This window comes from Sphingopyxis macrogoltabida, from assembly GCF_001307295.1.
GTDB lineage: Bacteria > Pseudomonadota > Alphaproteobacteria > Sphingomonadales > Sphingomonadaceae > Sphingopyxis > Sphingopyxis macrogoltabida_B.
Map to the genome: position 1 here is coordinate 743,993 of NZ_CP012700.1, position 21,750 is coordinate 765,742.

The following is a 21,750-nucleotide window of genomic DNA, read 5'->3' on the forward strand; positions in this document are numbered from 1 at the left end:
CCGCTCACCTCGAGCCGGGGGCAGGCTGCAGGCCTCACACAGGAATGGAGGCAAGACAATGACGAATATCGAAGCAGTGGACGCGAGCCTCGCACGGCGCGCGGTGTATTGGCGCGGTTGGCGGATCGTCGGCTGGGGGATGGCGGCTTTCTTGCTGCTGCTGCCGCTCGTCGCGATGCAGTTCAACGATGCGGTCGACTGGAGCGCGGGCGATTTCATCTTCGCGGGGGTGATGTTCGCCATTGTCGGCGGTGTGCTCGAAGTCGCGGTGCACAGCAGCGACAGGATCGCCTACCGGCTTGGTACCGGCATTGCGCTTCTCGCGGGTTTCCTGCTCGTCTGGGTCAACGGTGCGGTCGGGGTCATCGGCGACGAGGGCAATCCGGCCAACCTGATGTTCGGCGGCGTCCTGCTCGTCGCGATCGCTGGTGCGGTCGGCGCGGGTAGGCGACCGGCAGGGCTCGCCCGCGCGATGGCGGCGGCGGCGCTGGTCCAGCTTGCCATCGGCGCGGTCGCGTTCGGTGCCGATCGTGCGGTGCTGCCGGTCACGGTCCTTTTCGTGCTGATGTGGCTTACCGCGGCGCTGTTGTTCCGCGCCGCCGCAACGGCGGATCAGTAACCCAGCGTCAGATCGATGCGCGGTTCGAGCGGCTCGCCCTTCTCCCAGCGCGTCAGATTTTCGAGGAAGCGCTGCGCCGCGCGAATGAACATCTTGTCCTGTGCGCGGCCCGACAGGTGCATCGTGATATGCGCATTGTCGAGGCTCCAGAGCGGGTCGTCGGCGGGCAGCGGTTCGGGGGTGGTGACGTCAAGGAAGGCCGAGGCGATCTGCTTCGCGTCGAGCGCCGCAACCAGCGCGGCCTGATCGACGACGCTGCCGCGCGCGATGTTGATCAGTGTCGCGGTCGGCTGCATCGCCGCGAGTTCGGCGGCGCCGATCATGCCGTCGGTCTCGGGCGTCGCGGGGACCGCGAGGATTACCCAGTCGAACTCGCCGAGCCGTGCGCGCCATTCGTCGGGGCCCAGCGTGTTCGCGCCGGGCGAGCGGCGCACGACGGTGACGTCGACCGCGAACGCCTGCAGCCGTTCCTCGATCAGCTTGCCGATCGCGCCATAGCCGAGGAGCAATGCCTTCGAGCCGAAGAGTTCGACCTTGCCCGGCGAGTCGATCAGCCATTCGCGGCGCTCCTGCGCGCGGACGACGTCGCGATAGCCCTTGGCGACGGTCAGCATGCCCATCACGACATATTCGGCGATGGTGATCGCGTTGATCCCGGCGCCGTTGGTGACGACCGTTCCACGCTCGCGGAGCAGGTCGAGCGGCATGCCGTCGACCCCGGCATAGATGGAGTTCAACCATTTGAGCCTGGTCGCCGCGCCGATCGCCGCCGCCATATCCTTTTTGTCGTACATGTCGAACCAGCCGATTTCGGCCTGCGGCGCGAGTTCGAGCGCCTCTTCTTTCGACTGGAAAAAGCGCGGTTCGACCCAGTCGGGCAGGCGGTTTTCGACGAGCGGCCGCATCAGGCCCGAAAGCACGGTGATGGTCTTGGTCATAGACGATCCTTTTGATCCTCCCCATCGATTTGCGATGGGGAGGTGGCATCGCGAAGCGATGACGGAGGGGTTTTGCCGAAGCTGTTTAAACGGCTTTCGACGGTGTCGAGAATAGATTGAGCCACTGCTGCGGCGCTGTCCAGTGCATCGCTTGCGGCAATATGGATTGTATCGATGCGATTTGCGCGCAGACATGCGTCGCGACGTTGGTCGCGCGCCGGTTTGTCGCTCAACTCATGCGCGATGCCGTCGATCTCGATCGCGAGATTGGCGCGAGCGCAAAAGAAATCGAGGATATAAGGTCCGGCGGGATGCTGTTTGCGGAATTTGTGGCCACCGGGCGAGGTTCGCAGAATCTGCCACAGCAGGACTTCGGGAAGGGTCAGGTGCGACGGAGGCGCTTTGCGCGGCGCACCGATCTGGCGGGTTTGTCAGGACGCATGGTCATTGCCCCTCCACCACCCGCTTCGCGGGCGGTCCCCCTCCCCATCGCAAGTCGATGGGGAGGATATTTTACTCGAGCTGCCAATCCCAGCCGAGCGGGTCGCCGTCCATCACCTCGACCCCCGCCGCGATGAGTTCGTCGCGCAGCGCGTCCGAGGCCGCAAAATCCTTTGCCGCCCGGGCTTCCTTCCGGCGGATCAGGGCGGCTTCGATTTCGTCCTCGGTGATGGCGGCCGATTTCGGACGGATGCGCAGGTCGGCGCGTTCGAGCGTCAGCACGCCGAGGCCGAGCACCGCATCCATTGTCGCCAGCGTCGTCCGCTTTTGCCCGGCGTCGACCTTCTTCATCGCCGCCGCTTCTTCGAGCAGCGTCAGGGCAACCGCGGTGCCGAGATCGTCCGACATGGCGGCGTCGAATTTTTCGAGCAGGTCGGCGAGCCGGTGATCGGTCACCGCGGCGCCATCGGCCTCGCGAACCGTGGTTGCCGCCATCAGCAGCCGCTTGAGCCGCGTCAGCGCGGCGCCGAGCCCTTCCCAAGAAAACTCCAGTTCGCTGCGATAATGCGCCTGCAGGCACATCAGGCGATAGGCGAGGGGCGAATAGCCGCGGTCCACCAGCAGTTGCAGCCGCAGGAACTCGCCCGTCGACTTCGACATCTTGCCGCCGCGGTCGATCAGGAAATTATTGTGCATCCAGACGCGCGCCCCCGAATGTTCGGCGCAGTCGAGGCTACCGCAGCCGCGATACGCCTGATTCTGTGCGATTTCGTTCGGGTGGTGGATTTCGCGGTGATCGATGCCGCCGGTGTGGATGTCGAACGGCATGCCGAGTTCGGCCTCGCCCATCACCGAGCATTCGAGGTGCCAGCCCGGCGCACCGCGGCCCCATGGCGAATCCCATTCCATCTGGCGCGTCTCGCCGGCCGGCGTCTTGCGCCAGATTGCAAAGTCGGCGGAATGGCGCTTGCCGTCCACTTCCTCGATCCGCCCCTCGCCCTCGTCGGTCACCGCGCGCGCGAGGCGGCCGTAGTCGGCGACGGTCGACACGTCGAAATAGAGGCCGCTGTCGAGTTCGTAGCAATGCGTGCCGGCGATACGCTTCGCGAACTCGATCATTCGCGGGACATAATCGGTCGCGACGGTCCATTTCGCGGGATCGCGCACGTTCAGCCAGTCGAGGTCGCGCTTGAATTCGGCGGTGTAAAAGGCGGCGATGTCCCACGCCGTCTTGCCCTGCTGCGCCGCGGCTTTCTCCATCTTGTCGTCGCCGGCATCGGCATCCGACGTCAGATGGCCGACGTCGGTGATGTTGATGATGTGGCGCAGCGCATATCCCTTGAACGATAGGGTGCGGCCCAACGTGTCGGCAAAGACATAGGCGCGCATATTGCCGATATGCTGATAATTATAGACGGTCGGTCCGCACGAATAGACCCGCGCCTCGCCGGGGTGGACGGGCTGAAATGGTTCCAGGCTGCGCGTCAGGCTGTTGAACAGCCGCAAGGGCGCGGGGGCAGGGGCGTCGGTCATGCCGTTGCCCATGCCTCGCGCCGAGGCGGTCCGTCAACCGAAAGGCTCAGGGCTGCTGCGTGTCGGTCGTCGGCGTCCACAGATCGTCGTTGCCCGCGCCGGTCACCGGATCGTCGAGCAACGGCTCGCCGGTCAGCGGATCGAGGTCGCGCATCGTGATCAGCGATTGCGGCAGGGTGATGCCGTCGTCGCCGTCGTCGTCGACCTCTTCCTCGATGACATCCTGCACCGGGAAGCTGTTGTGATATTCGGGTTCGGGTATCGCGAGGCAGGCGCCGGTGTTGGCGATCAGACAGCCGTTGAAGCGCGAACGCTGGTCAAAGGCGTCGGTGGGAGCCTGACCGCTCGCGATGCCGTTGATCGTCAGCAGCGGGATCGTATCGAGCCCGGTGACCTGTCCCGACGGGCCGAGATGGACGCCGTTGATCACGATCCGCGTGTCCGGACCCGCGGTATCGACGTTGAGGCCGAGTGCGCCGAAGGTCAGGCCGCGGCGTTCGCCGAAGTCGCTGCCGCCGCTGTTCTGGACATAGAAGCCGCCGCTGACCCCGACATTGATGCCGCCCGCGAAGAGCGCGCCTTCGTCGCTCGTGATCCCGTCGTTCTGTGCCAGCCGGTCCTCGATCGCATCGGTACTGCTTGCGGCGGCGACATCGTCGATCGCCGCGAGCGTCGCGACGATCACGTCTTCGGAGGCGAGGTTTAACCGCCCGGCGGGCGCGCTGCTGCTGCTCCCCAAAAGGCGGATCGACGCCTCGCCCAGAATGATTTCGAGCGACTGGTCGGCGAAGATGTTGAGGGCGTTGTTGTCGCCCATGCCGGTCAGCGCGACATCGCCGACGACGCGCGCCGTCCCCGGGGTGGCGATCGTCAGCGATCCGTTCGCACCGAGGTTCGAGGTCGCCGACCCCGCGGTCATCGTGAAATCGTCGATCACCACATCGGGCGGCACGGTGCCGATGAAGCGCCCGCCCGACCGGTCGACCGCAGGCGCGAAGATGCGGATTTCGGCGCCATAGACGCGCGTCAACTCGTCGGCATCGATATGATAGCCGTTCTGCGTGCCGGTGCCGCCGATAAAGGTCTGCACCCGGTTGTCGATGTTGCGGAGCTCGAGGCTTTCGGTGGTGCCGGTGCCGACGCGGCCGGCGCTGGCGACGGCGATATCGGCCGAAGCGAGCGACATCGTCCGGCCGGTAACCGTCCCGTTGGCCGTCAGCAGCGACTGGGCGGTCGCCGACAGGATGTCATCGGCGGTTACGTTGCCGAGCGTCATCGTGTCGTTCGAGGCGAGGATCGCATTGCCGGCGTCGAGCTGGCTGACGGCAAGATTGCCGCCTGCGGACAGCCGCGCTTCGCCCGCCACCGTTCCGGTGGTGATGGCAAGATTGCCGCTGGTGGTGATGCGCGCGTCGCCGGTATCGGTCTGGAGCTGGCTGAAGATCAGATTGCCCGAACCATCGATTGTCACGCTGTCGCCGATTGCGGTCACCGGCCCGGCCGATGCGAGATTGCCGATGACGATAGCGCCGTTGCCGCTCGTCAGGCCGGTTGCGCCGCCGCCATTCAGCGCGGCCGCGGCGATCCCGGCCGCCGCGTCGAGCGACAATGTGCCGCCGGCGCCGGTCGCGGCGCGCGCGACGTCGATCGTCGAACCGGACGATAGCGTCAGGTCGCGCCCGGCGCGCATGCTACCGCCGGCGATGGCTCCTGCCGTCTGGATCGACAGGTCGCGCCCGCCGGCGAGCGTATCGACCGGATCGCCCGCAGGGTTGGTCAAGGTGGCGATATTGGCCGAGGCGGCGTTGATGATGACATCGCGTCCGGCCGTTGAGGGACTGTTGACCGCGACTGCGCCGGCGGCGTTCACCGCCACGTCGCTCGCCGCAGCGAGGTCTCCGAGCACCGCGCTGGCGCTCTGGGTCCGGATACTGCTGTCGCCGCCGGTGACGCCGAGGCCCAAGGTGGTCGCGCCGTCGAGTGTCAGCGCCGTCGCGGCGGTGAGCAAGATATCGTCGCCCGCCGACAGCCCGCCCGCGTTGATCGCGCCGCTGGCCGACGCCATGACGATATCGGCGCCATCGGTGGCGGAGGTGCCTTCGCCCGACGCGATCGTGAAGCCGCCGGTGGTCGAATAGAACAGCGCGCCGGTATCGGCGCCGGCCCCGGTGGTGCGGACGCCCTGCGCCGTGATCGCACCATTGGCGCGAACGGTGATGTCGTCGCCCGCGGTGACGTCCGACAGATTTGCGGCCGTCCCCGCGATGGCGAGCAGGTCTTCGCCCGCTGTGCCGGCAGTGACCGACACCGCCTGTCCGGCATTGACGCCGAACATGCGGTCCGCACTGCTGTCGGTCAGCGTCGCATTGCCCGCAGCGTCGACGAACAGGTTGCCGCCGTTGGCATTCGCTGATGCGGTAATATTGGCGGCCGAATCGAGCAAGATGTTGCCCCCGGCGACGTAGGTTCCGGTCAGGTTGCCGTTGGCAAAGATCGAGATGGTGCCGCTGACATCGGCGCGGGCGACCGCAACCGTCCCGCCGCTGGCGGTCGCAAAGAAATTGGCCGCGCCGGCCACCGAATCGGTGATCGTGATGCTGTTGCCATTCATGCTGATATCGCTGCCAGCGATTGCCGTCGCGCCGTCGATCCCTTCGGCGCCCGCCGCGGTGCCGTTTGCGGTGAGGTTGATCGTCGCTCCCGCATCGAGCGTATTGAACGCGATCGATTGCGCATTGACCGTTATCGATCCGCTGGCAGTCGAATTGCCGAGGTCCGACGCGCCCGCGGTCGTGACGTCGATATTGCCGCCGGTGATGATCGAATTGAGCCCGGTGCGGAAACTGGTCGCGTTGACGACATAATCGTCCGCCGCCTCGCCATGCGCGACGAAGACGTTGCCCGCGGTCAGGTTGATGCCGACATTGCTGCCGATCTCTTCGCCATCGGGATTGTCGCCGGTCGCATTCATGAAGGCGATATCGATGTCGCCGCTGCCGTTGATGGCGATGTCGTCGCCCGCGACCATGCGGTTGAAGCTGCCGCCGTCGGTGGTCGAGATGAAGATGTTGCGCCCGGCGTCCAGCGTCCCGGCGGAGTTGACCGCGCCGGCGGTCGCGATCAGGCTGATCGAATCGGCGCCGGCGACGTTGCCCACGGTTACCGAGGTACCGCGAATGTTGATCGCGCTCGGCACGATCATGTCGCCGGTCATCTCGACCGCACCCGCACCGACGACGGTGACCGGGCCGTTAACATTGAGCGCGCCGGTCGAATGGACGCCGCCGCTCGTCGCGGTGATGCCGAGTTCCCCGGCGTCGATCGCGATCCCGCCCAGTTCGACTTCACTCGCCTCGATACGCAGCGCCAGCCCCGCGTCGGCGTCGCCCGTGAGGGTGAGCGGCCCGCCGCCGAAAAGCAGAATGTTGCGGTTCGACGTCAGCGCGCCGCCGCTGATCGCGCCGCCCGCCGTGAAGACCATGTCATCGATCGACGATGCCGCGCCGGTGGCGATATCGCCGCCCGCGTCGAGCCGCAGCGTGAAGCCCGCGTCGAGGCGGCTGCCCGCCGCATGATCGATATCGCCGGCGGCGTCGAGGGCGATCCGGAAGCCGGAAACATCGCCATTTGCCACGATATCGCCCGCCGTGGCGGTGATGCCCACGTCGCCGGCGGCATCGATCGCCGCGGTCGAAACCGACGGGCCTTGCAGCGTGACATTGCCTGCCGACTGGGCGACGCCGGTAAAGGTCAGCGCGCCGCCGGCGGTGACGCCGATGTTGCTGCCATTGCCTTCGTTGTCGAGCCCGGTGCCATAGCTGTATGCTGCACCGATCCGGGCGGTGCTGCCCGCATCTACACTAACGTCGTCGCCGGCATCAAGCTCGGCGATATTGACGTTGGTCGCGGCAACGACCGTCACGTCGTGCCCGGCGGCAAGCGCGCCGGTCGCCGATACGGCACCTGACGAATTGACGCCGATGTCGGTGCCCGCGGTCACCGCGGTCAGATTGACAAGGCTGCCCGTCAGGCTGGTAACGAGCCCCGATTGCAGCAATCCCGTCGAGGACAGCGTGCCCGCCGCACTGACGGTCAGGTTGTCGAAGGCGTTCGCGCTGTTCGCCGCGACGTTGCCGCCGGTCGAGGTCAGAACGATGTTCGACCCGTCGGGGGACGCGGTGATAATGTCGAAGCCGGTGCTGTAATCGATCGACTGGTTGTCGGGGCCGGTGCCGGTGGTCAGCAGGCCGGCTGCGGTGATCGTTCCGGGGGCCTGCACCGTCAGGTCGTCGCCGGCGGCCAGGTTGGTCAGGTTCGCGGTGGTGCCGGCCCGGACGAGCAAATCCTCGCCGGCGCTGACGCCGGTCAGCGTCGCGCTGCCGCCGGCATTGACGCCATACATCCCGGCGGCATTGCCCGACGTCAGGGTGACGTCGCCGCCGGCATCGACGAACACGCTGGCCGCGATCGGGGTGCCGCTGCTCGAGCTTTCGAAACCGGTTGCGCTGGCCGAACCGGCGACATCGCCGCCCGCGTTCAGCGATACGCCCCGGAAGCCGTTGTAGGCGCCGTTGATGTCACTGGTTGCTTCGATGAAGACCGTATCGGCGGCATTGGCCGTGCCGATCGCGACCGAACCGGCGCTGCCGTTCGCGACGATCGACGCGCCGCTGGTCACCGTGCCGGTGATTCCGATCTGCGTGGCATTCAGGCTAATATTGTCGCCGGCATCGATCGAGACCCCGCTGATACCGGCGGCGCCGGGCACGGTGCCCGTTGCCGTCAGGAAGACCGTCGATCCGGCGTCGATCGCATTGAAGGCGATCGACTGGCCGTTTACCGAGACGAAACCGCCGGCGGTCGAATTGCCAAGGTCGACGGCGCCCGGCGAGTTGACGATGATGTCGCCGCCGGTGATGATCGAGTTGAGCCCGGTCTGGAAATTGCCGACGACGGCGGTGAAATCATTGTTGGCTTCGGCATGTACGACCGTCGTCGCCGCCGTGCTGCCGAGATAGATGTTCGATCCGTCCAGTTCGGAGTCGAGGCCGCTGCCATCCGTGGTCAGCGTCCCGAGCGTCAAATTGTTGCCGATGATGCTGATATCGTCGCCGGCGTTGGCACTGCCGACATCGATGAGGAAGGAATTGACGGTCAGGTCGTCGCCGCTGGTCGACGAACCGACGCGCGCGACATTCTGCGAGAGGATGAGCGTTGACGTTCCCGCTTCGATTCCATCGACATTGATCCCGCCGTTGGAAGCATAAGCGTTGAGCAGAAGCGACGTGCCGGCGCTGAGCAAGCTGTCCGTCTGGGCGCGGATGCTGACCGCGGCGTTGATCGACATTGCGCCGCCGGCGGCAATGGTCGGCGCGGTGCCGGTGCGGAAATCGTGGCGGATATCGACTTCGTCCGCCGCCTGGATCGTCAGGTCGCCGCCCGCGACGAGCGTTCCCGCCGCCTGCGCATAGACGCCAAGCGAGCTGTCGGTGGTCAGCGACATCGCACCGGTGGTCGTGATTGCGCCGGCGTCGCCGTAAACGCTCATGAAGATGCCGGTGCTGGCGGTGTCGGTGTCGAGGTTGGTCGGCGGGGCGAGGCCCAGCGCTTCGGCCGAGAGGCTCGTCATCGCGATATTGCCCTCGGCGCGCATCTCGATGCGTCCGGCGCTGTCGCCATTCGCGGCGATCGTCGTGGCGCCCAGGGCGATCTGCCCTACTTCGCCCGGATTGCTGAAGGCTTCGAAACTGACCCGGCCGCCGGTGGTGCCGTTGCTGCTGCCGCCCGCGCCACCCGCCCCGGTGCCGGTGCCCGCACCGCCACTGCCGCTGATGCCAGCTGTCCCATCGACGGTAATATCCACCGCGACGCCATTGGAGGTGATCGTACCCCCGTTCGCAAGCAGATGCACGGTGCCGCCGATCGCGCCGCCGCCATTGCCGCCGTCGCCGCCCTGCGATCCATCGGGGAAGGCGGCTGCCGATCCGTTGCCGGCATTGCCACCGGTGCCGCGGCTGCCGAGCGCGACGGTGCCGCTGGTATCGGGGCCGAGTAAAACGGTCGCGCCGCCGCTGGAGACAACTTCCAGGGCGCCGCCCTCGCCGGTGCCGCCGTCGCCGCCGCGCGGCGCCACAGCCGGAGTCGCGCCAAACGGAATCGATCCGCTGCCGCCGTTGCCGCCGACGCCGTCGGTGACAAAATTTACCTGGCCAACCGTGGCGCTGGCGCCGGCTCCTGTCGCTTCGACGCGCGCCGTGCCGCCGCGGGCGTCGCCGCCGCGGCCGCCTTCGCCATTGCTGCCGTCGGCGCCCGTGCCGCCGAACGCGCTCGAATCGACGGCGACCGCCAGCGCTCCCGCATCGAAACCGGTCACGATCGCCTGTGCGAGGCCGCCGGTGCCGAGACCGCCATTGCCGCCGCTGAAACCGCCACCGCCGTTACCGCCGATCCCCACCGCGCCGCTGGCGATTTCACCGGCTACCGTGGGAAGAACGGAAAAATCGATCGTCGCCACGCCGCCGCGGCCTTCGCCGCCGTTACCGCCGACGCCGGTGCCGACCGGTACGCCCGAGCTGCTCGATGCAAAGACATTGCCTCCTTCGCCGCCGATGCCAGCGGCGTCGGCAACAATGCTGCCGGACGTGACCGTACCCGCGACAATGTCGATCGTCGCCGTGCCGCCGAGCCCGGTGCCGCCGTCGCCGCCGTTGCCGGGCGGATCGCCGAACGATACCGACGCAAAGATGCCGCCCGTTCCGCCAACCCCGGTCGCGGAAGCGGCCAGGGTGCCGACATCGACGGTTGCGCCATCGATCGTGATCGTTGCGGTGCCGCCCTGTCCTTCGCCGCCGCTGCCGCTCGGCACGGTCGCGGCGGGATCGAAATTATTGCCCATGGCGCCGGCCCCTCCGAGGCCGACGGCCGACGCGACCACATCGCCGCCGGTCAACGTCCCGCCGAGCAGGTCGATCGTCGCGTTGCCGCCCAGCCCTTGCCCGGAAACGTCGGGCGCGGAGCCGCCGAACCCATTCGCGCTGATCGCCATGCCGCCAACGGCCGCGGTGCCGCCCGTCTGCCTATAGCTTGCCGTGCCGCCGCGGCCCGTACCGCTTCCCGTGCCGACGTCGCCGCCATAGCCGTCGGCGGTGACGTTGATCGCGTTTGCGGTAAAGGTGCCGCCCGCGACCGAGATCGCCATGGTCCCGCCCTGACCGTCGCCCGCGCTTTGCTCGAAGCCGGGCGCGGATTCGACATCGACGGCGGTCAGCCCGTCGGCACCTCCCTGCAAGGTGTCGAAGGCGATCGAACTGGGGCCCGTAGGGTCGTCGAGGACCTGGATCTGGATGAAGCCGCCATTGCCGGTCGTGCTGCTGCCGGGGTTCGTCGCGCCGCCCGACACGCCGCTCGCCTGGAGGATCGTCGTCGCATTGAAATCGATGCTGCCGCCCCCGGCGGTGATCTGGATCGTTCCGCCGCCGGCGATCGAGCCGTCGGCGCTGATCCCGCTCAGCGCGCTGGCGTCGATGATCGTACCGAGGCTGACGTCGGTCGCCGCAATGCTGCCGCCGGCGGTTGCCTCGATATTGACGAAGCCGCCCTGCGCGGGACCACCAGTGCCCCGGACATTCGCGGTCAGCCCGCTCGCCAACACGTCATATCGCGACGCCGTCAGGACGCCGCTGCGCGCCGCGAGCAGATTGACCGTGCCGCCGGTGCCGCTGCCGCCGCTTTCGGAAATACTGGTGCCGAAGCCGCCGCCCGAAACATCGATTCCGATGGCGCCGGCAACGTCGATCGTACCGGCATCCTCGGCGGAAACCGTCACGTTGCCGCCGAGACCGCTACCAAGATTTTCGCTGAACGCGACTATTCCCGCCGCGAGGAGCTGCAGGTCCGTGTCGACGTTCAGCGTTGCGCCATTGTCGGCGGTGACGTTGATCGTTCCGCCAGTGGCGTTGCCGCTCTGCCCGGTCAGCAAACTCGGCGACGAGGCGCCGCCACTCACTCCGTCCGCGGTCACGGTGAGCGAGGGAAAGGTGACTGCGACGAGCCCGCTGGCCTCGATCGTCGCAATGCCGCCGACGGCATTGCCGCCGGCGACATTTTCGGCGCCGACCGCGCCGCCGCCGCTGCCGCTGACGTTCAGGCTGGTGGCGCCGGGGTTGATCGCGGTCGTTGCATCGCCGGCGATGCTGAGGGTCGCCGATCCGCCCTGGCCGGAGCCGCCGCCCTGCGACGGGATTGTCCCGATCACGATGTCGGATATTCCGCCGCCGCCGGCGCCGAAAGCATCGATCGTCGTCGTCAGCGTGTCGAAGACGCTGGCGGCGCCTGCGACCTCGATCCGCGCCGTGCCGCCCGTGCCATCGCCCGACTGGATATTGCCGACCTGCCCCGAGCCACTGGCGCTGGCGGTTGCCGAACCGTCGGTTGCGGTCAGCGAGGCGCCGTCCTGAACGCTGATCGTTGCCGCACCGCCGGTGCCGTTGCCGCCCTGGTCAGAGGCGGTGAAGATGCCCGAGCCGCCGTCCTCGAGTCCGCCGCCCACGCCGTCGGCCGCTGCGACGATGTTGTTGCCGACAACCCGGCTGGCGACGCCGGTCGACAGATTGGATCCGGTCACGGTGATCGTGGCGGTGCCGCCCGTTCCGTCACCGCCGATGCCGGCCGTATCGCGTCCGGCAATGCCGTTCGCCGAGACGGTGACGGTGCCGACCGCGCTCGCCGAGCCGCCATTGGAAACGATCAGCGCTGCGGTGCCGCCACGACTGTCGCCGGTTGCCGCATCGACCGCGCCATCAGCGAGGATCGACAGATTGCTCGCGGAGATCTGGCCGCCGTCGACGTTGACGTTCACCGTTCCGGGCACGCCGCCGGCCGCTCCGGTCTGGATGATCAGGTCGCCGGTGGCGTTAACGGAGCGATTCGCATCGACGGTAATCGTCGTGCTCGCGTCGCCGATGAAGGTCGCGTTGCCCTGTACCGAGATGCGGCCGACATGCGCGAAGTCGGGCGTGTCGAGGATCGGCGGCAGGATTTCGCTCAATGGCCGGCCGGTAAAGGCGCCGCTGGCATGCGCGACGACGTCGCTGAGGAAGAGCGTGTCGTTGACGGTGATATCGGCCGTGCCGGTCGCGACGGGCGCCGCCGCGAATTCGCCGTCGACGATATTATAACCCGCCGACAAACGCACCGCGCCGTCGGGATCGACCTGCGCCGAGAGCGCGTCTTCGTAACCGATCTGGCCCGACACCAGCATCGTTACCGCGTCGTTCTTCGGAATCGCGACCATATAGATGCGGTTCTGGTCGGTATCGCCCTGCTGGTGCGCCGGGCCCGTCGTCACGCCGCTGTGGGTGATGACGTCGCCATCGGCGGCGCCGACGGTGACGTTGATGTCGAACAGGCCGTTGTTGATGCTGATGTCGGCCTGTTCGGCCGCGACATAAGCGGTCGATCCGTCGGTGCGCACCCGGCCGCGCTGGACGATGCGCGGCGCGACCAGCGCGACATAGCTGCCGCCCGGATTGCCGGGGGTAAGGGCGTTGATCGTTGCGGTCGGCGCGATCTCGACCGTCGATGTGCTCGCGACGCCGCGGAATCGGATTTCCCCGCCCGGCCCGAACAGGCCGCCCGTCGTGTCGATTTCGTTCGCGGTCAGCAGCAGGCTGCCGACGTTGATTGCGGCCCCATTGCCGATCAATATGCCGCCGGCGTTATAGAACCAGATATTGCCGCCGCGTGGTCCCGAGGTCGACCCGACATAGCTGTTCACTGCGCCGTTGAGCGCAATCTGATCACTGATCGCGGCGCCCGACCCCGAAATGAAACGGTTGAGGACGGTATATCCCGCGGCATCGCCGACGAAGTTCAGCGTGTTCCCCGACGGCAGGAAATCGATCACGCCATCGACCGGCGTGTTCGATGGTGTCCAGTTGATGATCGTTTGATCGCCGGCGACATTGACCGTCGACGGGTTTGCACCGGTGCCGTTCGTCGCGCCGGACGGCAGCGTGATGACCGTCCCCGACCCCGCGACCTGCGCAGCGCTTGGCCCGCCATGGGCAAGCGCGATCAGGCTGGCGGCGATGGCGCAGCTTTCGAGCAGGCGCTTTCTGCCATGGCGGACCGGCGACGGGGTGGAGATGGCACGCATGGCAGTCATCCTCGATGTAAAATTCACGTCAGCGCGCCCGCACGCCGAATTGGGTCGTCAGCGAAACCAGCAAGCGCGGGTCGGGCCGTTCGGTCAGGAAGCCGGCCCGGTTGAGCGGCACCGCGAGGGTCACGTCGACGCGCGCAAGAGCGCCATAGGCGACCCGCAGGCCGCCGCCGGCCGAATAGAGTTTCTGCGGATTGAGGCCCGCGAAGGCGCGATCCTTGTTCCATACCCAGCCGGCGTCGAAAAAGGCGAAGGGCTGGAATGCGAAGCTTTTGGTATTAGCGGGAACGAACGAGCCGTAGCGCGCCTCGAGCGCGATCCCGACGCCGCTGTCGCCGATGATCGTGCCGGGGTCGAAGCCGCGTCCGACGGTGAAATTGCCGCCCGAAAATTCCTCATAGGAGAGGAGCGGATCGCTTGCCCATTGCGCGCGCGGCGCCGCGGCCAGCGTGAACAATTTTGTCGGCCGCCATTCGGCGTTGGCGTTGGCGCGGACGAGGAAAGCGTCGGGCTTGCCCTCGATACGGGTCAGCGGCACGCGGCCGGGCAGGAAACAGGCGGCACCGGTCGGGCCGCAATCCTTGCTCGCGCCGAGCGCGTTCAGTCCCTGCCGCGCTTCGACCGACGTGGCGAAGGAAAACCGCGGCTCGGCGGGGCTGTATCCGTTGCGGCCGGCGATCGATGCCGCGTCGATCCAGCCGGCGTCGGCGCGCAGGTTGAGGACGCGCAGCCGGTCGCGGTTGATCGGCACGGGGCCGAGCCCGATGTCCTGGTCGATGATGTCGATGCCGCCGGCCAAGGTCAGGCGCCGCGCCTGCGTCAGGATCAGAGGATAGGCGGCGAAGAGGCTGACGATCTGGGTGTTCGACTTGATCGGCAAGCCGGCGATGTCGGGACGGGTCCAGGCATACGTATAGTTGGCGCCGAAGCGCAGCCCGTCGCCGCCGACACGAAATTCGTGCGCCAGCTGCAAGACCTTCTGTTCCTTGGGATCGCCGCTGACATAAAAGCTCGCGGTGGTCAGGTCGCCCAGGCCGGTCAGCCCGGCAAAACGGACGCGCGCGACACCCCCCCAGCGGCCGACGTCGTGCGATCCGAAATTCTGGATATTGGCGTCGAACATCACCGGCGTCCGCGCCACCGTGACCTCGCCGACGACCTCGCCGGGCGCGCTGCCCGGGCGCAGCGTCAGTCGGGCGTCCATTCCGGGAATGTCGCGCGCGAGCAGCAGATAGCGTTCGGCATCGACGATGTTGAACACCGGCTGATCGTCGAGCCGCGACAGGTAACGCTGGAGCAGCCCCTCGTTGGCGCCGGCATCGCCGCGGACCTCGATGCGCGTCATGCGTGCGGCGAGAATGTCGAGGCGGACGACGCCGTCGTCGATCGTCTGGGGCGGCACGCGGACTGCCGCAAGATAGCCGCGGCTGCGCAGCATGGTCGCGGCGCGATCACGAATATCGCACACCACCGACACCGGCAGCTCCTGGCCGACGCGGTCGGACCAGCTTGCGTCGAGCATCGCCGGGTCGATCCCGTCGACGGACGAGAATTGCACGCTGCGAAGCGTGATGCGGACGTTCGAAAATTCGGGATTGGCGAGCGGGCAGGGCGCGCGCTCGATACTGTCGTCGGCGGAGACGATCTGTTCGCCGGGAGGCACGGCGGGGGGCAGCACCGGCTGCTGGATTTCCTCGCGCGTCGGGATTTGCGGCGTCGCCTGCGCCTGCGCCTGCGCTGCGCCGGGAACAACGGCGGCCGCCAGTGCCGCCGAGCCGGTCAGAACGGCTCTTAACCGCCGGCAACCGGCTTTCCCCTGATCCCCCAGATACCCCATCATCACCCCTTGCGTACGATTGCCCGCGCGATCGCTCGCGACGTGCCAATTCCAAAGCGCTGCCGACGATGCGCCAACGCGAAATTATCGACCCAAGGAAAGGACTTACCGCTCAACCCGGCGGCTGATTCGGCTGTTATCAGATGCCCCCCGTCCGTTCAATGGGCCGAATGCTCAACCTCCCGCCGTATCGCCTTCGGACATCGCGTCGACGAGCCGGTTGAGCTGCGACGAACAACCCTTGGCGACCAGCATGTCGACCGATCCCTCGACGGTGTCGGGAACGCTGTCCATCTGCGCAAAGCGCACTCGCACCGGCGTCGGCAGACCCGCGCCCGACAGGCGATATTCCACGCCATATTGGACGGGCATGACGTCGGTCGGCCATTTGCGGAAATTGGCGCCGTTGACGAGCGCGACCTTTTCGATCTTGCCCGCCTGCTCGATGGTCAGCAGCTCTTCGGTATCCATGGTCGGGCGCCAGAGCAGCAGGGTCGCGGGATCGGCGACGCAGAAAGTGCCGCCTTCGCGATAGTCGAGATACCAGAGGTTGGGCGCGCGGATATCAGTCACGACCGGATTGTCGCCCCGTGTCGCCCCGCCGCGCGAGCGCATCGTCGGGCTCTTGGCGATCATCCGCGTCACCGTCGTGCCCATCGACTGGCTGACCTGAACGGTGCCGGTCGCGCCGAAGGTCCCCGGACCCGACAGGGTGCGGGTCTTCCCAGCCTGCATCAGCACGACCCTGTCGCCGTTGACGAGCGTCACCTTGTCGGTCGACTTCAATTTCGTCCCGGTCGGATATTTGCTGGCCGACGGACCGGTCGAGCGCACGACCATCGACTGGGCGGCAGCGGTGCCGGCAACCGCGACCGCCATGATCGCGGCGGCGGCCATCCCCAGGCGGCGCATCGGCAGGTCAGGAAAGGACATAGCTTTCTCCTTTTTCGGTCTTGTTCAGGCGTTCGATCAGGAACAGGACGGATGCATCCTGATCCTCTTCTTTCGCCAATGCTGTGGCGCAGGTCACATAAGCGTCCTTATCGCCCGCGGCGTGCGCAGCGACAAGCGCGGCGATGCGGGCGCGGCGTTCGGGCGACAGGTCGGGGCGCGGGGTGAAGGTATCGACCGGCTGGGCGCGGCCGCGCAGCGTCACCCGCCCCATCGGCACCAGATCGTCGCGGCCGGACCGTGCGGCGGCTTCGGCCGAAATCAGCACCCCCGTCTTCAGGCTCTTGTTCGCGGCCTCGAGCCGCGAGGCGGTGTTCATGCTGTCGCCGAGCGCGGTGTACTGGATGCGTCCTTCGCCGCCGAAATTGCCGACGATCGCGTCGCCGACGTGAAGGCCGACGCGCGTCATTCCCAGTGGCGGCACGCCTTCGGCGAGATCGACGCGGAACTTCTCGCCCGCCTCGTACATCGCCAGCGCCGCTGCCGCAGCGCGCGTCCCGTCGTCGGGGCGGCTGAGCGGTGCGCCCCAGAAGGCGACGATCGCGTCGCCGACGAACTTGTCGATCGTCCCGCCATGGTCGAGCACGATGTCCGACAAGCGGTCGAGATACGCGTTGAGCAAGCGCGCCACGGTCTCCGGCGTCGTCGCATGGCTCAATTTGGTGAAGCCTTCGAGGTCGGTGAAGACGCAGAAGATGTTGCGCCGCTCGCCGTGCAGAGATAATTGGTCGGGGTCGCGCATGATCTGCGCCGCGACGTCGGCGGGCAGATATTTGCCGAGCGCCGACTGTGCAAAGGCGCGCTGGCGCGATCCGACGGTGCGCGCCGCCGTGCCGACCGAAGCATAGCCGAGCAACCAGCCGAGCGCCCAGCCGAACGCGGGGAGGGTGGTGGTGTCGAACCCCTGCCGTTGCAGCCAGAAGGGCGCGACGATGAAAAAGGCCATCTGCGCGAGGAAGGCGAAGATGACCCAGCGCGGCCGCATGTCGATCAGGCTGGTCAGCCCGCCGGCGGCGACGACGAGGATGGCGAGCGCCCACAGCATCGGCGACGACAGCGGCGTCGCCCACGCTCCGTCGAGCTGCTGCGCGAGCATCAGGGCGTGCACCTCCAGCCCGATCATCGTTTCGTGCTGGCCGGTCAGCGGATTGATGAAGCGGCTGAGCGGGGTGTTGAACTGATCGGTATCGATGATGTCGCCGCCGATCAGGACATAGCGGTCCTTGACCAGATCGGCGAAACCGGCCCGCGTTTCGGCATCCATCGGCACCGCGAAGGCATCGATCGGGATGTTCGCGAACACCGGTTCTTCCTGACCTTCGGCAGCGCGGGCGGGAAGCAGGTAGCGAATATTGCCCTGATAGTTCGCATGCGCCGCGTCGACCGGCGCGAGCGCATTGGCCATCAGCGGCGGCAGCTTCTTCGGCCGGTCGGGCCACTTTCGGATCACGCTGTCGTCATCGGTGCGGAACAGGACGCTCGTCGGCCGTGTCTTCGCCGTCCGTACATCGGCATGCCACGCTTCGAGGAACTTCTGCTGTTCATAGAAGATGGTGTTCGGATTGCTCTCCTGCTCGACATAGGCGAGCCAGGTCGGCGTTTTCATCGCACGGAGCTGCGTTTTCAACAGGTCGTCGTCGGGGCGCGGCGAATCGAACAATATGTCGATGCCGATCGCCTTTGCGCCCATCTGGTCGAGATTGCCGAGCGCGTTGGCGAGCAAGGTCCGGTCGAGCGGCGAACGGATGCCCGTGTTGAACAATGTCTCGTCATTATAGGTGATCATGACGATGCGCTTGTCCTGTCCGACATGCGGCGCCATCGCGGTCGCACGCGCGTCGTAAAGCGCGCGTTCGGCGGCGTTGATCAGCGGCATCTGCCAGCTCGACCGCGCGATCAGCACCGCCGCGAGCAGGAACAGGCCGAGCACGACCATCCGCCACGGGCCGAGTTGTCGCACGAGCTGGCGGACGCGCTTGCGCAGCGGCACCGCGGCCGGCCGGTCGGCCGGCGCCGCGATTTCGGACGCGGGTGCGGTCACGGTCGTCGCCATCGTCTCAGCGGGCCGCCCGGCCGGCTGCCTCTCCGCTCTGTGCCGTGTTCACCGTATCGTGGAGCAGCGGCTGGCCGCCGTCGCCGATGATCGCGAAACCGGCCCAATAATAGGGATGCGAGGTCTGTTTCTCGTTCATCAGCCGCGCTTGTGTCGCCCACATCGCGTCGGCGACGCTGGTCCCGCGCTGGGTCCCGAACAGGCCGCCGATCAGCCGCTTGGTCGCGTCGAAATCGTCGGGCGCGGGCCAGTGGCTCGCGATGACCGAGCGGCCACCGGCGCCGATGAAGCTGCGCACCAGTCCGTCGAGCGCGTTGCCGCCGCCGCTCGCGACGCCCGCCTCGCGCGTCGCGCTGACTGAGGCGGCGCCCGCCGTGTCGCAGGCCGACAGGATGACGAGGTCGGCATCGATCTTGAGGTCGTAGATTTCCTGGAAGGTCAAAAGCCCGTCCGAACTGCTGTCACCGAACGAGGTAACCAGCGCGGGCCGCGCCGGGCAGGCGGCGCGCGGCGCGGTCACGAGGCCGTGCGTCGCGAAGTGGATGATCCGGTAATCGGCGAGGTCGGCGCGCGCCTTGACCGCCGTATCGGTAAAGGCACCGCCGGTCAGCAATGTTGCGGAATCGCGGCCCATCGCGCTGCGCGCCGTGACGAGTTCGTCGGCCGAGATCGGCCGGCTCCACTGCGCGATGTCCCATTGGCAATCGGCATCGGTGCCACCCGCGGCGCCGCGCGAGCCCAGCGAAGGCAGCGTCCCCGCGACGGGCAGGTTCTGGCCGAGCCCGAAATATTGGTTCGCCGCCGCCGATGGCGCCGACTGGCGCGCGTTGCGAAAGGCGAGCGCCGAGACGGCGGTGCTCGGGCGCGTCGAGCGGCCGAGCCACGCGATCTGGCGCATGTCGAAGGCATCGGCCTCGGGATCGGCGAGCCGCCGTTCGTAATCGGCCAGCCCGGTGTCGGCGGTTACGAGCAGGTTGATCGGCAGGCGCAGCATTGCGCCGTCGGGTTCGAAGATAAGGTGGGCGATGGCCGGCAGGCGCTCCGCGGCGGGGCCGAATAAGCCGATGTACAGCTTGCGCGCCGCGGCGGCGTCGAACGGATAGGTGACGCGGCGGCCGTTCTCGACCACCGAAATCGACGCGCGGATCGTGTCGACAGCGGTCTCCAGGTCGCCCGCGCCGATGTCCGATCGCCAGAGCTGCGCGCCGCCCTGTTCGATCAGCATCGCATAGACCGCGTCGCCGACGACGAGCATCTTGAGATAGGCCTCGTCGGGGCGCAGCACCTGCTGCAGTTCGGGAAGGTCGAGCTTGCCCGGCGCGACGACGCGATATTGCGGGAAGGCGGAGAGGGCGACGACCGTCTCGGCCTGCTGGAAGCCGAGATTGTCGAGCTGGGTCTTGAGGTCAGCGCGCAGCGCGTTGATTTCGGGGGTGACCGGCATTTGCGCCAGCCGCGCGTCTTCGATCCGGGCGCGTTCGATGTCGCGGTTCAGCGTCGTCGCCTGGCGGAACAGCCGCGATCCCTCGCTGCTGCCCGCCGACAGTTCGCGGGCGAGCACCGCTTGCGTGTCGGCGACGCCGGGGCGCACCTGCAACTGGCTGGCGACGAAGAAATCGCCGATCGCCGCCGGATCGGTCGCGCTGCGCGCCGAGAGCAGCCGGTAATAGGGCGCCATCATATTCGCCATGCCAGTGGTCGAGCGCTGCGATCCCGCAAGCGCCGCGACGACCTCACGGTAAATGCCCAGCGCCTTGTCGTCCTGTCCGTGGCGGGTCAGGAAGGCGGCATAGCGCGCGCGCGCCGAGGCGAGCGCGTTGGTTTCGGGATATTCGACCGCCAGCGCGTTGATCGATTCGAGGAAGCGCGCATCGGCGCCGGCGATATCGCCCTCCGCCTCTTCGGCGAGCGCGAGTTCGCCGAGCATCTGCGACCGCAGGCGGACGATCGAGGTGACGCGTCCTTCGCGGACGGCAATCGCATCGGCGAGCCCCTTGATCTGCGCCGCCTTCGCCGCCGCCGGATTGCCGCGCAGCCGTTCGACGGTGCCGAGCAGGTGGACCGCCTGTGCGTCGATGATCTGCGCGCGTTCGGCAGACGTCAGCCGTTCGCGGTCGGAGGTCTGGCGGATGGCGCGAGCGTTCGCGCCGCTGTTGACCCCGGCGACGATCTCGGGCGTCAGCGTGACCGCATCGCCGTTGACGCTCACCGCGTTGGCGAGCGGCGGGATCGGCGCCTGCAGCAGCGCTGCGGCGCCATCGTAATCGCGCTGGTTCAGCGCGTGGATCGCGCGGAAATTGCGGCGCAGGCGAAGCTGCACGGCGTCGCTGGTCGGGATCGCCTTGACCTCGCCGAACAGGCGTTCGGCCTCGGCAAATTCGCCGAGATTCGATTTCTGGAGCGCGCGGTTGAGCGTGAATTCGGTGGGATCGAGGTCGGCGGCCGCCTGTTCCTCGATTGCGCGGCGCGACAGCGCCTCGAAAAATTCAGCCGCCTCGGCATAGTCGCCGCTGTGGTTGCGGCGATAGCCCTCGGCCAGCGCCCGGTCGACGTCGATCGTGCCGGCGAGCGTGCGGGCGAAGCCGTCGTTGCCGCCGACCGAGGTCGTCGCCACCTTGATCACCCCCGGCACGACCCGGCGTTCGCGCACCGATTGGAGCGCAAGGTTCAGCGCGTCGCCATAGGCGGCGAATCCCTCGACGCTGTAGCTGGTGTTGCCGTCGGCTTCGATGCGCGTCGCCCATGCGACGTCGCTGTCCTTGACCGTGCAGGCGCCGCCGGCGGCGCAGACGATCGTCCCCGCGCGGCCCGCCTCGATCCGTGCCAGCGCTTCGCCCGGGGTCGAACGCAGCATGCGGACATAGCCGACCGGCTGGCTCGCATCGCGGCAGACGATCATCCACGCGCGGTCGAACATGCCCTTGATCACGCTGTCGCGCACCGTCGACTGCACTTCGCACAGCGAGCCGCCCTGATCACCGATCGAAAAACTGTCGCGAAGCGTGGGATCGCCGGCCTGGGCCCGTGCGGTACCAGGTGCGGCCGCCGCCAGCATTGCCAGCGGCGCCAGAAAATACGCCAGAAGAGCCGGGCGTCGAGCCATCATTACGCAATCCCCCAAACACAAGCTTGGGCACCCGCCGATGATTACGGCAAGACCCAGTGTATCAACGTTGCGGTGCGACCCATTCCCGTGTGCGGCGGACCCTAAACCCT

General features: G+C 67.5%; 9 protein-coding genes. 1 reads left to right on the forward strand and 8 read right to left on the reverse strand.

The window, feature by feature from the left end; all coding sequences use genetic code 11:
• Positions 1 to 58: 58 nt before the first annotated feature.
• Positions 59 to 619 (forward strand): hypothetical protein, encoded by a 561-nt coding sequence (locus AN936_RS03545; protein WP_054586930.1) that lies wholly within the window; start codon positions 59 to 61, stop codon positions 617 to 619.
• Here the strand turns inward: AN936_RS03545 and AN936_RS03550 are convergent.
• The 8 genes from AN936_RS03550 to AN936_RS03580 form a co-directional block, all read right to left on the reverse strand.
• Positions 613 to 1,557 (reverse strand): D-2-hydroxyacid dehydrogenase, encoded by a 945-nt coding sequence (locus tag AN936_RS03550; RefSeq protein ID WP_054586931.1) that lies wholly within the window; start codon positions 1,555 to 1,557, stop codon positions 613 to 615. The two genes, AN936_RS03545 and AN936_RS03550, sit on opposite strands and share 7 nt — an antisense overlap.
• Positions 1,554 to 1,976: an endonuclease domain-containing protein gene (locus AN936_RS23955; protein ID WP_335337312.1), complete on the reverse strand. Its 423-nt coding sequence runs from the start codon at positions 1,974 to 1,976 to the stop codon at positions 1,554 to 1,556. The genes AN936_RS03550 and AN936_RS23955 overlap by 4 nt, the downstream gene beginning before the upstream one ends.
• A gap of 94 nt (positions 1,977 to 2,070) precedes the next feature.
• Positions 2,071 to 3,531 (reverse strand): cysteine--tRNA ligase, encoded by a 1,461-nt coding sequence (cysS, locus tag AN936_RS03555; protein ID WP_054590084.1) that lies wholly within the window; start codon positions 3,529 to 3,531, stop codon positions 2,071 to 2,073.
• Between the two features lie 46 nt (positions 3,532 to 3,577).
• Complete coding sequence (locus tag AN936_RS03560) at positions 3,578 to 13,687, reverse strand: hypothetical protein (protein WP_054586932.1); 10,110 nt, start codon at positions 13,685 to 13,687, stop codon at positions 3,578 to 3,580.
• Between the two features lie 28 nt (positions 13,688 to 13,715).
• Entirely contained in the window at positions 13,716 to 15,530 is a 1,815-nt protein-coding gene (locus AN936_RS03565; protein ID WP_054590085.1) for a ShlB/FhaC/HecB family hemolysin secretion/activation protein, read from the reverse strand.
• Between the two features lie 174 nt (positions 15,531 to 15,704).
• The gene (locus tag AN936_RS03570; protein ID WP_054586933.1) at positions 15,705 to 16,463 is read right to left on the reverse strand and encodes a hypothetical protein; all 759 of its coding nucleotides are present in this window, start codon (positions 16,461 to 16,463) and stop codon (positions 15,705 to 15,707) included.
• On the reverse strand, positions 16,450 to 18,534 hold the full coding sequence (locus AN936_RS03575) for an adenylate/guanylate cyclase domain-containing protein (protein ID WP_054586934.1): 2,085 nt from the start codon (positions 18,532 to 18,534) through the stop codon (positions 16,450 to 16,452). The genes AN936_RS03570 and AN936_RS03575 overlap by 14 nt, the downstream gene beginning before the upstream one ends.
• 4 nt (positions 18,535 to 18,538) lie before the next feature.
• Entirely contained in the window at positions 18,539 to 21,640 is a 3,102-nt protein-coding gene (locus tag AN936_RS03580) for a CHAT domain-containing protein (protein WP_054586935.1), read from the reverse strand.
• Positions 21,641 to 21,750 lie beyond the last annotated feature (110 nt).

What these genes read in the sequence shown, in the direction of transcription:
- AN936_RS03545 (WP_054586930.1), top strand. Translation starts at nt 59, where the DNA reads ATGACGAATATCGAAGCAGTGGACGCGAGCCTCGCACGGCGCGCGGTG.
- AN936_RS03550 (WP_054586931.1), bottom strand. Translation starts at nt 1,557, where the DNA reads ATGACCAAGACCATCACCGTGCTTTCGGGCCTGATGCGGCCGCTCGTC.
- cysS (WP_054590084.1), bottom strand. Translation starts at nt 3,531, where the DNA reads ATGACCGACGCCCCTGCCCCCGCGCCCTTGCGGCTGTTCAACAGCCTG.
- AN936_RS03560 (WP_054586932.1), bottom strand. Translation starts at nt 13,687, where the DNA reads ATGCGTGCCATCTCCACCCCGTCGCCGGTCCGCCATGGCAGAAAGCGC.
- AN936_RS03565 (WP_054590085.1), bottom strand. Translation starts at nt 15,530, where the DNA reads ATGGGGTATCTGGGGGATCAGGGGAAAGCCGGTTGCCGGCGGTTAAGA.
- AN936_RS03570 (WP_054586933.1), bottom strand. Translation starts at nt 16,463, where the DNA reads ATGTCCTTTCCTGACCTGCCGATGCGCCGCCTGGGGATGGCCGCCGCC.
- AN936_RS03575 (WP_054586934.1), bottom strand. Translation starts at nt 18,534, where the DNA reads ATGGCGACGACCGTGACCGCACCCGCGTCCGAAATCGCGGCGCCGGCC.
- AN936_RS03580 (WP_054586935.1), bottom strand. Translation starts at nt 21,640, where the DNA reads ATGATGGCTCGACGCCCGGCTCTTCTGGCGTATTTTCTGGCGCCGCTG.